At 62.2% G+C, this 15,109-nt stretch carries 17 protein-coding genes and 1 pseudogene; 16 read left to right on the top strand and 2 right to left on the bottom strand.

What is annotated here, in order from left to right; genetic code table 11:
* The 14 genes from DBR22_RS06275 to DBR22_RS06210 form a co-directional block, all read left to right on the top strand.
* A partial coding sequence (locus tag DBR22_RS06275) for a UDP-phosphate glycosyltransferase (protein ID WP_108598287.1) occupies positions 1–670 on the top strand: 670 nt, incomplete at its 5' end.
* Between the two features lie 115 nt (positions 671–785).
* Positions 786–1,268, top strand: coding sequence for a hypothetical protein (locus DBR22_RS06270; protein ID WP_108598286.1), 483 nt, complete (start codon positions 786–788; stop codon positions 1,266–1,268).
* Entirely contained in the window at positions 1,261–1,599 is a 339-nt protein-coding gene (locus tag DBR22_RS06265) for an AtpZ/AtpI family protein (protein WP_108598285.1), read from the top strand. The genes DBR22_RS06270 and DBR22_RS06265 overlap by 8 nt, the downstream gene beginning before the upstream one ends.
* Before the next feature lie 81 nt (positions 1,600–1,680).
* Positions 1,681–2,481: a F0F1 ATP synthase subunit A gene (atpB, locus tag DBR22_RS06260; RefSeq protein WP_108598284.1), complete on the top strand. Its 801-nt coding sequence runs from the start codon at positions 1,681–1,683 to the stop codon at positions 2,479–2,481.
* A 78-nt stretch (positions 2,482–2,559) separates the two neighbouring features.
* Entirely contained in the window at positions 2,560–2,763 is a 204-nt protein-coding gene (locus DBR22_RS06255; RefSeq protein ID WP_108598283.1) for an ATP synthase F0 subunit C, read from the top strand.
* 57 nt (positions 2,764–2,820) lie between these two features.
* A complete protein-coding gene (locus DBR22_RS06250; RefSeq protein WP_108598282.1) occupies positions 2,821–3,366 on the top strand; it encodes a F0F1 ATP synthase subunit B in 546 nt (181 codons plus the stop codon).
* The gene (locus DBR22_RS06245) at positions 3,366–4,193 is read left to right on the top strand and encodes a F0F1 ATP synthase subunit delta (protein WP_108598281.1); all 828 of its coding nucleotides are present in this window, start codon (positions 3,366–3,368) and stop codon (positions 4,191–4,193) included. The genes DBR22_RS06250 and DBR22_RS06245 overlap by 1 nt, the downstream gene beginning before the upstream one ends.
* Before the next feature lie 82 nt (positions 4,194–4,275).
* Positions 4,276–5,913, top strand: a complete 1,638-nt coding sequence (gene atpA, locus DBR22_RS06240; RefSeq protein WP_108598289.1) for a F0F1 ATP synthase subunit alpha — start codon at positions 4,276–4,278, stop codon at positions 5,911–5,913.
* A gap of 76 nt (positions 5,914–5,989) precedes the next feature.
* Positions 5,990–6,883 (top strand): F0F1 ATP synthase subunit gamma, encoded by an 894-nt coding sequence (locus tag DBR22_RS06235; RefSeq protein WP_108598280.1) that lies wholly within the window; start codon positions 5,990–5,992, stop codon positions 6,881–6,883.
* A gap of 80 nt (positions 6,884–6,963) precedes the next feature.
* Positions 6,964–8,418: a F0F1 ATP synthase subunit beta gene (atpD, locus tag DBR22_RS06230; RefSeq protein WP_108598279.1), complete on the top strand. Its 1,455-nt coding sequence runs from the start codon at positions 6,964–6,966 to the stop codon at positions 8,416–8,418.
* A 1-nt stretch (position 8,419) separates the two neighbouring features.
* On the top strand, positions 8,420–8,704 hold the full coding sequence (locus DBR22_RS06225) for a F0F1 ATP synthase subunit epsilon (RefSeq protein ID WP_108598278.1): 285 nt from the start codon (positions 8,420–8,422) through the stop codon (positions 8,702–8,704).
* A gap of 10 nt (positions 8,705–8,714) precedes the next feature.
* The gene (locus tag DBR22_RS06220; protein ID WP_108598277.1) at positions 8,715–9,146 is read left to right on the top strand and encodes a DUF2550 domain-containing protein; all 432 of its coding nucleotides are present in this window, start codon (positions 8,715–8,717) and stop codon (positions 9,144–9,146) included.
* 4 nt (positions 9,147–9,150) lie between these two features.
* Positions 9,151–10,458, top strand: coding sequence for an alpha/beta hydrolase (locus DBR22_RS06215; protein WP_108598276.1), 1,308 nt, complete (start codon positions 9,151–9,153; stop codon positions 10,456–10,458).
* Positions 10,455–13,010, top strand: coding sequence for a bifunctional lysylphosphatidylglycerol flippase/synthetase MprF (locus tag DBR22_RS06210; protein ID WP_375134911.1), 2,556 nt, complete (start codon positions 10,455–10,457; stop codon positions 13,008–13,010). The genes DBR22_RS06215 and DBR22_RS06210 overlap by 4 nt, the downstream gene beginning before the upstream one ends.
* A 187-nt stretch (positions 13,011–13,197) precedes the next feature.
* Here the strand turns inward: DBR22_RS06210 and DBR22_RS06205 are convergent, their stop codons facing one another.
* Together DBR22_RS06205 and nucS are read right to left on the bottom strand one after the other, a co-directional pair.
* Entirely contained in the window at positions 13,198–13,401 is a 204-nt protein-coding gene (locus DBR22_RS06205; RefSeq protein ID WP_011692441.1) for a cold-shock protein, read from the bottom strand.
* A 277-nt stretch (positions 13,402–13,678) separates the two neighbouring features.
* On the bottom strand, positions 13,679–14,374 hold the full coding sequence (gene nucS, locus DBR22_RS06200) for an endonuclease NucS (protein WP_108598288.1): 696 nt from the start codon (positions 14,372–14,374) through the stop codon (positions 13,679–13,681).
* Positions 14,375–14,411: 37 nt separating this feature from the next.
* Here nucS and DBR22_RS06195 point away from each other — a divergent pair, with 37 nt between their 5' ends.
* Positions 14,412–14,780, top strand: coding sequence for an ATP/GTP-binding protein (locus DBR22_RS06195; RefSeq protein ID WP_108598274.1), 369 nt, complete (start codon positions 14,412–14,414; stop codon positions 14,778–14,780).
* A gap of 58 nt (positions 14,781–14,838) precedes the next feature.
* A pseudogene (locus DBR22_RS06190) lies at positions 14,839–15,109 on the top strand (alpha/beta hydrolase); the annotation flags it as partial.

Genomic DNA, 15,109 nt, shown 5'->3' with positions numbered 1-15,109 from the left:
GGTCTTCCTCACCGGCCAGTCCTTCTGGTGGCTGCCGCTGGCCGCACTGGCCATCGCCGCCTATGTCAACATTGCCAACTTCATGGACGGCGTCAACGGGATCTCAAGTTTCCACGGAATCCTCGCAGGCGCCGCTTATACGGTGGCGGGGCTGCTGTCCGACCAGCCGTGGCTCACCGCCGGCGGCGCGGTGCTTGCCATGGCCTTCCTCGGCTTCCTGCCCTGGAACCTGTCGCGCGGCTCCGTGTTCCTGGGCGACGTCGGCAGTTACCTGCTGGGCGCTTCCGTTGCGGCCCTGGCCGTTGCCGGGTTCCTGAGCGGTGTTTACGTCGAGTACATCCTGGCGCCGATCCTGGTCTATGTGGCGGACACCGGCTACACGCTGCTGCGCAGGATCAAGGCGGGGGAGCGGTGGTACTCGTCCCACCGCGAGCATGTCTACCAGCGACTGACCGACGTCGGCTTCTCGCACGTTCAGTCGGCCGGTACGGTCGCTGCATGCACCGTCGCAGTGACCGTACTCAGTTTCATCGCCGCCACGGCACCGCTGCCCATTGTGGTGCTTTGTGTCGCCGGAAGTCTTGCCATCCTGGCGCTGTACCTCGCCTCGCCGGACCTGATCCGGCGCTTCCGACGGCGTCAAAAGGTCACCCGGGTGCCGGTGTCCTAGGCCCGTCAATGGCGCCATCCGCCCCCGGACGCCGCCATGTTCTATCTCGTGTAGAATTCAGGTGCGGCCCTTCGCCGCGCCACCTTGAACCAAAAACCCCGACGATTGGGATCCCATGACCTCCAACGCCGAACCCGGACGTGCGTCCGGCAACGGACACGTTGGTGTTTCCGGTCCCACTAAATCCCTGTGGTTGGGCCTGCTGGCCGTAAGCGCTGCGGGTGGGGGAGCGGCGCTGCTGCTCGCCAGCCTGGCTGCACTTCTTCTGGACGGTCCGGCGGCAGCGCTGTCCACCGTCCTTGGCGGTCTTCTGGTGATGCTCTTTTTCGCCGTCAGCCTTCTGGTGGGCCACTTCGTGGGCCGCCGGAACCCGTCAGGCGCAATCGGCATGTTCGTGGCCACCTACTTCATCAAGGTCGTGGGCTTTGCCGTGGTGCTTTTTGTCATCGGTGCGCCCGCCTGGCTGAACAGCCGCTGGTTTGTGATTGGTGCAGTTGCCACCGTGGTCCTGTGGCAGGCGGCCGAGCTCTATGCATTCAGCAAAGCCCGGCTGCAGATCTACAACGACCCGGAAGCCAAGGAAACCCACGATGCCTGAATCCAAGCGCACGCCCGGAAAGCCTTCCGGCAAACCCAAAACCAATGCCTCCACACCGGGGGTGTCGGCGGAAAACAGCGACGGCGGATACAACGCCGGGATGGCCGTCTTCAGCTACATTATTGGCGGAATCATCGTCTGGAGTTTGATAGGGTGGGGTCTGGATTATCTGTGGGGAACCCGCTGGATCGTGCTCGCAGGCGCTCTGCTTGGAGCTGTCGGAGGTTTCTATCTTTCCCACATGCATGGCCTTACCAGTTCAAGAAACACTTCCGGTAAGCGCGACGCAGGGAGCGAACCGTCCGCGGACGGAAACACTAATGCCAAATAATTTCACAGGGGGAGCTGCGGAGCGAAAACCCGCCGGTCCCCGACACACGCCCAATGATGGACACTGCAGAGAGGAAACGCGTTGATCGCGCTTGCGCTCCCGGCCCAAGATTCTGGAGAGTTTACTCCTCCAGGAATTGAAGAAATGCACCTGCCGGCAATCCTGCCGTGGGGGGTGGCAGACGGATTCTCCAAGCAGATGCTGCTGGTGATCCTGTCGGTCGTCATTATCGCTACATTCTTTCTGCTAGCTGCCCGTAAGCAGCAGCTTGTCCCAGGCAAGCTCCAGTTCGCTGGTGAAATGGCCTATGGCTTTGTGCGTAACAGCATTGCCAAGGACATTATCGGCGGCAAAGACTTTATGAAGTATGTGCCGCTGTTGTTCAGCCTCTTCTTCTTTATCCTCGTAAACAACATCTACGGCGCAATTCCCGTGCTTCAGCTTCCGAGCTTCTCGCACGTCGGCGGCGCCTATGTCCTCGCGGGCATTGTTTACGTCACATGGATCGCCATCGGCATCCGGAAGAACGGACTGAAGTACTTCAAGCTGGCCACCGTACCCTCCGGCGTACCGGTATACATCCTTCCGCTCATCATCCCGATCGAGATCATCTCCAACTTCCTGGTCCGGCCCGTCACGCACAGCCTCCGACTCTTCGCCACCATGCTGGCAGGTCACCTGATCGTCATGATCGCAGGCTCAGGCATCGAATTCCTCATCATGCAGGAGAACATCCTCCTCAAGGGAACCTCGCTCCTGGTGCTCGGCGGCGCTATCGCCATGTACATGCTGGAAGCGCTGATCATGGCGCTCCAGGCCTACGTCTTCACGCTGCTCACCGCCATCTACATCGAAGGCGCCCTGCACGCGGACAGCCACTAGGCATCCACAAACTTCCCCTCACGGGGATGAAGCAAACCAAACAACCTGCCACATAGATGGCATCTTGAAAGGAATAAAATGGAAGGCAATCTCAACCTCGTAGGTTACGGTCTGTCCGCAATCGGCGGTGGTATCGGTGTTGGTCGCGTGTTCGCCGCTTACATCAACGGCGTCGCACGTCAGCCGGAAGCCCAGCGCGTCCTGCAGCCGATCGCATTCCTCGGCCTCGCGCTGACTGAAGCCCTCGCCATCCTCGGCCTGGTCTTCGCTTTCGTTCTCTAAGTCTGACTTCAGAACCAAGCGAACATCCAAGACCGAGTAGATAAGGACGGGTGAATTATGAACCAGGTGATCATCTCAGCTGCCACTGAGGCTAACCCACTGGTACCCAACGTCTGGGAAATGGGCGTTGTCCTCGTCGGCTTTGCTGTCCTCATGTTCATCGTGGTCAAGTTCATTGTCCCGATGTTCGAGAAGACCTTCGCAGAGCGCGCTGAGGCAATCGAAGGCGGCATCGCCAAGGCTGAAAAGGCCCAGGCGGAAGCATCTGCTGCCCTCGAGGAATACAAGCAGCAGCTCACGGATGCCCGCGCGGAAGCCAACCGCATCCGCGAGGAAGCACGTGCCGAAGGCGCTCAGATCCTTGCGGATCTGAAGGAGAAGGCAGCTGCAGAGTCTGCCCGCATCACTGCCCAGGCGCACGTGCAGATCGAATCGGAGCGCCAGGCCGCAGTTGTGTCCCTGCGCTCCGAGGTAGGCACGCTGGCCACCACGCTGGCAGGCCGCATCGTTGGCGAGGCGCTCAACGATGACGAGCGTTCCGCCCGTGTTGTTGACCGCTTCCTTGCAGATCTGGAGAACCAGAACGCAGGTGCAGCTAAGTAATGTCAGGTGTATCGAGCGAATCGCTGACCACGGCGCTGACCAAACTGGAAGCCCAGCTTCCGTTTGCCTCGCTGCAGTTGGCAAAGGAACTCTTCGGAATCCTGGGAACGGTGGACAGCTCGGCTGGCTTGCGCCGCGCCCTGACTGACCCGTCCCGTAACGGTGACGAAAAGTCGGCGCTGGTCAAGCAGCTTGTCGGCGGAAAAGTCTCCGCTGAGGCTGCGGATATCGCGGCCGGACTGGCCAGCTCACGCTGGGCATCGGCCCGGGATATCGGCGATGCACTCGAGACGCTTGCCGCAACGGTGGTCATAGCCGTTGCTGAAAACAAGTCGGCCGTTTCTGCCTCCGGACTCTCCGGGCTGGAAGAGCTGGAGAATGATCTGTTCTCCTTCAACCAGGCCGTCGCCTCCAACCATGAGGTACAACGTGCTCTGTCGGAGCCGCAGGCGAGTGCTGCAGCGAAGATCGGCTTGGCGGAGAAGCTGGTGCCCGGCTCCAGTGAGGAAGCTAAGGTCCTCATTGGCCAGGCGGTTTCACAGCCACGCGGCATCAAGCCGACCAAGCTGGTTGCCCGGTTCGCCGAGCTTGCAGCAAAGCGGCAGCAGCGCTGGATTGCAACGGTCAAGGTGACACGTCCCCTCACGGAGACGCAGTTTGCCCGCCTCCAGTCAGGGCTCAACTCCCTGTACGGGCGCGAGCTCAAGATCAACGTCAGCGTTGACCCTGAACTGATCGGCGGAATCCGCGTCCAGGTGGGTGATGAAGTGCTCGACGCTTCTGTTATCACCCGGTTGGGCCAGCTTCAGCGCCAACTGGCCGGTTAGCCGGACAAGCACAACTTAACGAAACGAAACCCCGGTCATCGTGACAACGATGATCACGAAAACAGGAGAGCAGGGACTGCAGATGGCCGAATTGACCATCAACGCCGACGACGTCCGTATTGCGTTGAACGAGTTCGCGGCGTCCTACGAACCCGGAAACGCCGAGCGCGTAGAGGTCGGCCGTGTAACGACAGCAGGTGACGGCATCGCCCGTGTTGAGGGCCTTCCCTCGGTCATGGCGAACGAACTGCTTCGCTTCGAAGATGGAACCCTGGGCCTTGCCCAGAACCTCGACGTCCGCGAGATCGGTGTCATCGTCCTCGGTGACTTCACGGGAATCGAAGAAGGCCAGGAAGTGCACCGCACCGGACAGGTTCTGTCCGTACCGGTAGGCGACGCCTTCCTCGGCCGCGTGGTTGACCCGCTGGGCCAGCCCATCGATGACCTCGGCGAGATCAAGGCCGAAACCACGCGTGCCCTGGAACTTCAGGCACCCGGCGTGACCGCACGCAAGTCGGTTCACGAGCCGATGCAGACCGGTCTGAAGGCTATTGACGCCATGATCCCGATCGGCCGCGGCCAGCGCCAGCTGATCATTGGTGACCGCCAGACCGGCAAGTCGGCTATTGCCATCGACACCATCATCAACCAGAAGGCCAACTGGGCTTCAGGCGATGTCAACAAGCAGGTGCGCTGCATCTACGTTGCAATCGGCCAGAAGGCTTCGACGATCGCGGCTGTCCGCCAGACCCTCGAGGACAACGGCGCACTGGAATACACCACCATTGTGGCTTCCCCCGCGTCTGACCCCGCAGGCTTCAAGTACCTGGCTCCGTACGCCGGCTCGGCCATTGGCCAGCACTGGATGTACGGCGGCAAGCACGTCCTGATCGTGTTTGATGATCTCTCCAAGCAGGCTGAGGCCTACCGTGCTGTGTCGCTGCTGCTGCGCCGCCCGCCGGGACGCGAAGCCTACCCGGGCGACGTCTTCTACTTGCACTCCCGTCTGCTGGAGCGTTGTGCCAAGCTCTCCGACGAACTCGGTGCAGGTTCGATGACCGGTCTGCCGTTGATCGAAACCAAGGCCAACGATGTCTCGGCCTACATCCCGACCAACGTGATCTCCATTACCGATGGCCAGATCTTCCTGCAGTCGGACCTCTTCAACGCCAACCAGCGTCCCGCCGTCGACGTGGGTGTTTCCGTGTCCCGCGTGGGTGGTGCTGCACAGGTCAAGTCCATGAAGAAGGTTTCGGGCACGTTGAAGCTGGAACTGGCCCAGTACCGCGACATGCAGGCTTTCGCAATGTTCGCGTCGGACCTCGACGCCGCATCGCGCCAGCAGCTGACCCGTGGTGCCCGCCTCATGGAACTGCTCAAGCAGGGCCAGTACTCACCGTTCCCGGTTGAGAACCAGGTCGTCTCCATCTGGGCCGGTACCAACGGCCACCTTGATGAGGTTCCGGTTGAGGACATCAACCGCTTCGAGACCGAATTCCTCGAGCACCTCAAGCACAAGTCCTCCATCCTGACCACGCTGGCGCAGACCAACGTCATGGACGATGACACCGCAGAAGCACTGAAGACCGCGATTGTGGACTTCAAAAAGGGCTTCTTCGGCGAGGGTGACAACCACCTGGTAGGTGCCGGCCACGAGGAGCATGATGCTATCTCCGAGGCCGAGGTCGACCAGGAAAAAATCGTCAAGCAGAAGCGCTAGTTTCGCTGGCGGGGACCGCCGGAACCCTCAGGGGTTCCGGCGGTCCCGGCCATCGGGATCTTAGGAAAGGAAAAGTATGGGAGCCCAGATTCGGGTCTACCGCCAGAAGATCAGCTCGACCACGTCGATGCGCAAGATCTTCAAGGCGATGGAACTGATCGCTACCTCGCGCATTGGCAAGGCCCGCGCACGCGTAGCGGCTTCACTGCCTTACGCAAACGCGATCACGCGTGCCGTTTCTGCTGTGGCAAGCCAGAGCGAGATTGACCACCCGCTGGTCACCGAGCCTGCACAGATCCGCCGCGCCGCCGTCCTGATCATCACCGCCGACCGCGGCCTTGCAGGATCCTACTCGGCAACCGTGCTCAAGCAGGCTGAAGGCCTGATTGAGCTGCTGCACGAAGAGGGCAAGGAAGTCAAGACCTACGTGATGGGCCGCAAGGCACAGGCGTACTTCGATTTCCGGAACCGTGCTTTCGAGCGCGGGTGGACCGGTAACACGGACGCTCCGGTGTTCGAGGTTGCACGCGAGGTTGGCACGGCACTGCTGGATGACTTCGCCACCCCCTATGAAGAGGGAGGCGTGGACGAGATCCATGTTGTCTACACCCGCTTCAAGTCCATGGTGACGCAGGAGCCCACGGTCATCCGTCTGCTTCCCCTCGAGGTTGTCGAAGAGCAGGCTGCGTCCGAATCGGACCTCCTGCCGCTCTACGAATTCGAGCCGGAAACGGAGCAGGTTCTTGACGCTCTGCTGCCGCGCTACATCGAATCACGCATTTTCGCCGCCATGTTGCAGGCAGCAGCTTCCGAGCTCGCAGCCCGTCAGCGGGCGATGAAGTCCGCCGGCGACAACGCCACGGACCTCATCAAAAAGTACACGCGTCTGCGCAATACTGCCCGCCAGGCTGAAATTACGCAGGAGCTTTCCGAAATCGTTGCCGGTGCCGACGCGTTGAACGCGTCCTAGCCAGCACGGTCCGGTCCAGCTGTACCTGCATCAAAGAACAAACTTAAACCCCACGCCATCTACTGAGTGAAGTGAGAGAGATGACTGCCACCGCTACCGAACACGTAGCCGCAACGCCCGGTGCTACCGGCCGTATTGCCCGTGTTATTGGCCCGGTTGTCGACGTCGAATTCCCGGCTGACGCAATCCCCTCGATTTACAACGCCCTCACCACGGAGATTACTCTCAACGGTGAGACCAAGACCATCACGTTCGAGGTCGCCCTGCACCTGGGTGACAACCTCATTCGTGCCATCTCCCTTCAGGCTACCGACGGACTCGTCCGCGGTACCAACGTTGTGGACACCGGTTCGCCCATCACCGTCCCTGTTGGCGACGGCGTCAAGGGCCACATCTTCAACGTCCTGGGCAAGCCCCTGGATGTTGACGAGTCCGAGATCCAGGCTTCGGACTACTGGCCGATCCACCGCAAGGCACCTGCCTTCGCAACCCTCGAAGGCTCCACCGAGATGCTGGAAACCGGCATCAAGGTCATCGACCTCCTCACCCCGTACATCAAGGGTGGAAAGATCGGTCTCTTCGGTGGCGCCGGTGTTGGCAAGACCGTTCTGATCCAGGAAATGATCACCCGTGTTGCCCGCAACTTCGGTGGTACTTCCGTATTCGCCGGTGTTGGCGAGCGTACCCGTGAAGGCAACGACCTCTGGGTTGAAATGGAAGAGGCAGGCGTCCTCAAGGACACCGCCCTTGTATTCGGCCAGATGGATGAGCCGCCGGGAACGCGTTTGCGCGTTGCACTGTCCGCCCTGACCATGGCGGAGTACTTCCGCGATGTCCAGAACCAGGACGTGCTGCTCTTCATCGACAACATCTTCCGCTTCACGCAGGCAGGTTCCGAGGTTTCCACCCTCCTTGGCCGCATGCCGTCGGCCGTGGGCTACCAGCCCAACCTGGCAGATGAGATGGGCCTCCTCCAGGAGCGCATCACGTCCACCAAGGGTCACTCCATCACCTCGATGCAGGCCATCTACGTTCCCGCAGATGACTACACCGACCCGGCTCCGGCCACGACCTTCGCACACCTCGACGCAACCACGGAACTTTCCCGTGAAATTGCTTCCCGTGGTCTGTACCCGGCCGTTGACCCGCTGACGTCGACCTCCCGAATCCTGGATCCCCAGTACATCGGCAAGGATCACTACAACACGGCCGTCCGTGTGAAGCAGATCCTGCAGAAGAACAAGGAACTCCAGGACATCATCGCCATCCTCGGTGTCGATGAACTCTCGGAAGAGGACAAGATCGTCGTGTCGCGTGCACGCCGTATCCAGCAGTTCCTCTCGCAGAACACCTACACCGCCAAGCAGTTCACCGGCGTCGAAGGTTCGACGGTGGCCATCAAGGACACCATCGAAGGCTTCACCGCCATCTGCGACGGCGACCTCGACCACATTGCAGAGCAGGCGTTCTTCAACGTCGGCGGCCTGGATGACGTTGAGCGCCAGTGGGCCAAGATCCAGGAACAGACCAAGTAATATGGCTGAGCTTGAGGTTGAGATTGTCGCAGCGGATCACTTCGTGTGGTCCGGAGCGGCCAAGATGGTCAAGGCCCGCACCAGCGATGGTGAAATCGGAATCCTGCCCGGCCACTCGCCCCTGCTGGCGATCCTGGCCGAAGGTGAACTGGCCATTGAGCCGGTTTCCGGGGACCGTATTGCCGTGGCTGTTGACGGCGGATTCTTCTCCGTTGACAACAACCGCGTGGTGATTGTTGCTGACAACGCCCAACTGGGCGACGCGGCTACTGCTGGGATCCGCTAGCACGACACTGATGGACGCACCCACTCTCACGTTCATCGGACTGGCAATCGCTTTTGGATTGCTGATTTTCGCACTGTGCCTTTCGGGGGTGCGCCGCTTCAATCTGCGGCGCGCCCTTGGCACGGTGGACGCCTCCATTTGCACGGCTGGAAACAGTTGGCAGATGGGGGTTTGCCGTTATCAGGACAATGACCTCGAATGGTTCCGGCTGCTCTCTTTGAGCGTGCGGCCCAAGCACACATTCAAGCGCAGTTCCCTGGAACTGCTTGGCCGCCGAAAACCCACTGAAGCCGAGGCCGTTAAGGTCCAGCCCGACGTCGTCATTGTCGAGCTGCGGTATGAAGGCCAGGACCTGCGGCTGGCCATGAAATTCGATGCCTACACTGGACTGTCCTCCTGGCTGGAAGCCGGGCCGGTTGTCGGCGTAGGTACCTGGCGCTAGGCACGTGGACTGGATTGCCGATATCCGGTTGACGGACGGGCCGCTGTACTGGACGGCCTGGGTCCTTGGCGTTGCCGCCGGCGTGTGGCTGATCCTCCGCCCACAGCCGCTGGGCCGCCGCCGCTGGCTGCTGAGGGTGGCTGCTGCCCTTGCTGTGGCTGCCGGACTGGTACTCCTGGTCCATTGGATCCTCATTTATCTCACGTCCGCATTCCCTGACGAACTGCCCTGGCAGGTTCTGTCCTGGGTGTTCGCGGGCGTCGCCGCCTTCTCTTTCCTGCTGCTGCGGTTCCGACCCGGATCATGGCGCCGCCGTGCGCTGGACATCGTTGCCTTCCTCGCCGTGGTCCTGCTGTGTGCCCTGCAGATCAATGCCTATTTCGGCCTCAACAAAACCGTGTCGGACCTGACGGGAACAGCACTGACACGCATCCCGGCCCTTGAGCAGGAGCTGACACGCCAGCCCGGCAGTATCGCCCGGCCCCTGACCGGCTGGGAAGCCGCCGGCGAGCTTCCCCCTGCGGGCGTCCTGCGCACCGCATACATCCCGGCAACAGCCTCCGGCCTCCAGACGCGGAACTCGTTCATCTGGCTCCCTCCTGCCTACTTTGCCGCCAACCGTCCGAGTCTCCCGGTCCTGGTGCTCGTTCCTGGCCAGCCGGGCGGTCCGGCTGACTGGCTGACCGGAGGTTCGCTGCAGCAGCGCATGGACAACTTCGCAGCGCAGCACGGGGGAGTGGCACCTGTGGTTGTGGTGGTTGATCCCAACGGCAGCCAGTCCGCGAACCAGCTCTGCATGGACAGCTCCATCGCCAAAGCCGACACCTACATGTCCGTGGATGTTCCTGCCTGGATCCTGGCCAACCTTGACGTGGACACCGATCACCGGCGGTGGGCTGTCGGCGGGTTCAGCTTTGGTGCCACGTGCGCCCTCCAGATGGTCACGCGCCATCCGGAACTCTATTCCGGCGCCCTGGCCTTTGCGAGCGAAAGAGAACCGGCGCTGGCCAAGGAACGCCACAAGACCGTGGACGCCGCGTTCAACGGTGACACCGCTGCCTTTGACGCCCAGGTGCCGCTGACACTGATGAAGGAACGGCAATATCCGGGCAGTGTGGCCTACTTCGCAGCGGGGGCCACCGATCCGGAGTTTGTGGCCAACCTTCGGAAGCTCAGCGAGGCTGCCCGCGGTGCGGGCTTCACGGTGGGGGTGGACGAGGTGCCACGGGTTGGACATTCATGGGACATGCTGACTCCGGGCCTGACCAACGGGCTGGATCTCCTCACCGCACAGTGGGGTTGGGACAGGTGAAGGCCCTGAATGAGGCGCGCGCCCCTGCCCTGCTCTGGTCCACTGTGGGGCTGCCGGCCGCCCAAAGATTCTGGGATTACCTGCGTTCGGTGCCCCTGACGCTGGGCATCCTGGCGGTTTTCCTGGTGGTCGGTGCGGTCACGGGAAGCTACCTCAGCGGTCCACCCGTGGAGTTGCTGCCTCTTGCCGGCGTCAGCGCCCCCGGACTGAGGGGCGGTGCCTGGTGGGCGCTTTTCACGTCCCTGTTCTTTGCCACGAATCCGCTGGCGTACCTGGTTGCCTCCCTCATGATCCTGGTGCTGCTTGGCCTCGCCGAGCGGAGCCTGGGACTGGTTCGGACCGGGGCGTTGTTCCTTGGCGGCCAGTTCGCCGCTGTCACAGTGTTTTTGCTCCTCACCCAGCTGGCCCGTTACGCGGGTGACGGGTGGCTGGGACTAATGGCGGACTACAGCCTGATCGGTCCCTACGCCGCTGTCCTGACCGTTTCCCTGGCGGCGAGCGGACGGCTTCCGGTCCTTTGGCGCCGACGGCTGCGGACAGCTGTACTCTCAGTGGCCCTCCTGCTGGTTCTGTATGTAGGGCATGCAGAAACTGTCATCGGCCTGATCGGAGCCGTTCTTGGCCTCGCCGCGAGCTGGTGGCATCAGGGTGACCTCGGGCATCTGCATGCACCCCGTTCGACAGGCCGCGAGACGAGAAATCTGCTGGCACTGACGGTTGCCGTGTTCGCGGTGGGACCAATCCTGACCGCTGTTGCCCGCACACCGACGGGCCCACTGGCACTGCTCCGGGATGTGGTCCTGAACCCCGTGCCCACCCTCAGCCAGCTTGAGGCGAACTGCGGCGCAACGGTGGAGGCGTCCTGCCTGGAAGTGGGACGGGCAGGATTCACGGGGCCGTTCGGGCTCGCCGTGGCAGTGGTGCCGGTTGTCCTGCTGCTGATCTGTGCCGACGGCATGCGCCGCGGCCGCAGGATGGCCTTGCGCATCACCCTCGCGATCCAGCTCGCTGTCACGGCCTTGGCTGCCGTGTACCTGGCCCTGTTTGCGCTGATACCGCATTACCCGTCCCGTCCGCATACCTCCTCCATGGGTTCCGGGTTCGCCCACATCCTGCCATTGGTGATCGTGCCCCTGCTGCTGACAGTGCTGTTGTGGGTCAACCGCCGGCAATTCCGTGTGGAGACAGTTCCGTCCGCCCGCCGGAGGCTGGTGGCCGTCGTCGGAGGTGTCTGGCTGCTCCTGGCCGGGAGCTACACCGCGGCATGGCTCGCAGCAGGCGGGTTGACCCGCGACGGAGGTCCCCTCGGCCTGCTGGCGGAGCTGTCCAGGCAATACCTGCCGGTACCGCTTCCCAACCTTTACCGCAGGGTGTTCGCGGACCGGAACAGTCTTGAATCCCTGATCTTCGGCTACTCCGGACCTGTTTTCTGGCTGGTGGCGCTGGCCGGTGTCTGGTCGGTCCTCCTCGGCCGGCATCATGGCAGTGACTCTGGCCATGATGACCGGGCCAGGGCCCGCAAGCTGCTCCACCAGGGCGGCGATTCGCTCTCCTGGATGGCTCTCTGGGAACCCAACCGTTATTGGTTCAGCCCGGACGGACACGGCGCGGTGGCGTATCAGCAGCACGGCAGCGTGGCACTGACCCTCGCGGGGCCCTTCGGTGCAGCGGATGCCCGGCTCCGGACCGCCGAGGGATTCCTCGATTACTGTGCCAGCGGCGCCCTCATTCCCGCTTTGTACTCCTGCGACGACACCTTGTGGCCCATGCTTCAGCGACGCGGCTTCCAGCGTGTATCGGTGGCCCAGGAGACCAGGCTGGCCCTCCGGGATCTTGAATTCAAGGGCAAAGAATGGCAGAACGTGAGGACAGCGCTGAACCGGGCGGCCAAGATCGGCGTCAAAGCCGTCTGGGGGACCTACCATGGGCTGCCTCAGGAGCTGCGCGCCCGGCTGAGTGAAGTCTCGGAGGAATGGGCCGCCGGCAAGTCCGTGCCCGAAATGGGCTTCACCTTGGGCGGCATCGATGAACTGATGGATGACGAGGTGCTGTGTTGCCTCGCCGTTGACGGCGAAGGCACCGTTCATGGGGTCACCAGTTGGCTGCCCGTTTACGACGACGGGAAGGTGGTCAGCCGTACCCTGGACGTGATGCGCCGGGCAGCTGAGGGATTTCCCGGCGTGATGGAGTTCCTGATTGCCTCGGCAGTGCTTGAGTTGAGGGACTCGGTGGAGGTCATCTCACTGTCCGGTTCGCCCCTTGCCCGGCTTCCCCATGACGGGGACGGGGACGGGGGCAGTGCACCGGAACCCGTTCCGGCCGAGAACCTGGTGCGCATTCTTGATGTGGTGGGCCATGCCCTCGAGCCGGTCTATGGCTTTCGTTCGCTGGCTGCCTTCAAATCCCGTTTCAAGCCCGAGTACCGGGCCCTTTACCTGTACTACCAGGACCCCTTGCAGCTGCCAGCCATTGGGCGCGCGCTCACGCGTGCCTATCTGCCGGGACTTTCGCTGCGGCAGGGAGCGCGGCTGGTCCGGAACCTCGTAAGCTAAGGCGAAAAATGCGGGCTGTCGTCGGTTTGGTTGCCGGCAAGCGTGAATCCCGCCACCGAAGGTGCATCGCGTATCCCCGCGACTAACATTTGTGACACTTTGTCATAAACAAGAAGATCCCCGGCACGGATGCCGGGGATCTTCCATGAGCTGAAGCCCGTATAGAGCGGCCTTCAAAGCTGTGGGACTAGACCAGCGTTACGCCGGTGGCCTGGGGGCCCTTGGCGCCCTGACCGATTTCGAACTGAACACGCTGGTTCTCGTCGAGGGTCTTGAAGCCACCGGTCTGGATCTCGGAGTAGTGAACGAAGACATCGCCATCGGAGTCATCCGGGGTGATGAAGCCGAAGCCCTTTTCAGCGTTGAACCACTTGACGGTTCCCTGTGCCATTTTTATTTCTCCTCATTATGGAACTTGTCTAAGTCCTGCACAGTTCGTGCTGGACTTGGTCACTCCGCGAGAAGAATCCTTCACTGCCCGTTCCTAAAAGAACCGGCCCTGCAGGAGCTTCGCGCTCGCAACTTGTCTTGCGAGCATGAAAAACACCTACACAAAGACTGTTCTAAGAATTTCACGCCGTTTCTTTCAGGTCAACGCCTCTGAACAGCCAATCCTGCAAATTTTGGCTAAAAACCCGGTGAATCCCCTCGTCAGGGGGAGGCCGGCCTCAGAAGAGCCGGGATTCGCTGTCATCGACACCGCGCATGGCATCGTAGTCCAGCGTGATGCAGTCAATGCCGCGATCGTTGGCCAGCACCTTGGCCTGGGGTTTAATCTGCTGGGCCGCGAAGATTCCGCGTACCGGCGCCAACAGTGGATCCCGGTTGAGCAGCTCAAGGTAGCGCGTCAGCTGCTCCACGCCGTCGATGTCCCCGCGCCTCTTCAGCTCGATGGCTACGGTGGCGCCGGCGGAGTCCCGCGCCAGGATGTCCACCGGGCCGATGGCGGTGAAGTACTCACGGCGGATCAGGGAAAACCCCTCGCCCAGGGTTTCAATCTGATCGGCGAGCAGCCGCTGCAGGTCCGCTTCGACGCCGTCCTTGATCAGGCCCGGGTCCACGCCCAGGTCATGGGAGGACTCGTGGAGCTGTTCATGGATGTTGATGATGAGCCTGTCATCGGTCTTGGCCGACTGCACGGTCCACTGTTCTGTGACGCCGAGTTCGAGGTCCACGTCCTCCGGCGTTGTGACGCGGAGGGTTGCCGGCGGACTCATCCAGTTCAGGGGTTTATAGGAACCGCCGTCAGAGTGGACCAGCACCGACCCGTCGGCCTTGACCAGCAGCAGCCTGGTGGCAAGGGGGAGATGGGCTTTAAGCCGGCCAACATAATCAACTGAGCATTGGGCTATGACAAGTCGCACGCCGTACACACTACCGGGGCTAGGGCAGAATGGAGGCATGCCGCGCTCCAACCGTCCCCGCCGCCCGGTCTCCGGAAAGGGTGCAGCTGCAAAGGCAGGCCCGGCCGGAAAGGCAGCAGGCAAAAAGGGGAACGGGGAAGTCCCCGAACTGGATCTGGAGCGGGCACGGGCCGGAATTGCCCGCCGGGAAAGTGCCCCGGACGGCGAGTGGATGGTCCGGACCATGACTGCCAGAAACGCCGAAAAGACCTACATCTGTCCCGGCTGCTCCACCGCCGTAGTCCCGGGAGTGGCCCACCTCGTGGTGTGGAAGGACGATCACCTGTTCGGGGCTGCCGCGGGCCTGGCGGAGCGGCGCCACTGGCACACGAACTGCTGGCTGTCCCGGTCCTACCGCTACCGCTGAGGAACCAGGGCCAGGGCACGAAGGTTTCAGGACGCCCGGAGTCGCTAAGCTGACAGGCATGACTTTTGATCCGGCGTCGTACCACTTCTCCCAGCCTTCAGGCCCGTCACCCATCCGCGCGTCCACGGTCCTGCCTGCGCGGCGGGAGAACATCCACCTCCACACGGAGGACGGCCATGAACTGGTGGGGGAACTGGCCCTGCCGGAATCCGGCCCTGTCACCGCCACGCTGATCACCCTGCACCCCCTCCCGACCCACGGCGGGTTTATGGACTCGCATGTTTTCCGGAAGGCGTCCTACCGGCTTCCGGCGCTGGCAGGGGTGGCGG

It is taken from the genome of Arthrobacter sp. HMWF013, from assembly GCF_003061105.1.
GTDB lineage: Bacteria > Actinomycetota > Actinomycetes > Actinomycetales > Micrococcaceae > Arthrobacter.
Note: the sequence above shows the minus strand (reverse complement) of the source record. Positions and strands in the feature narration are given on the sequence as shown.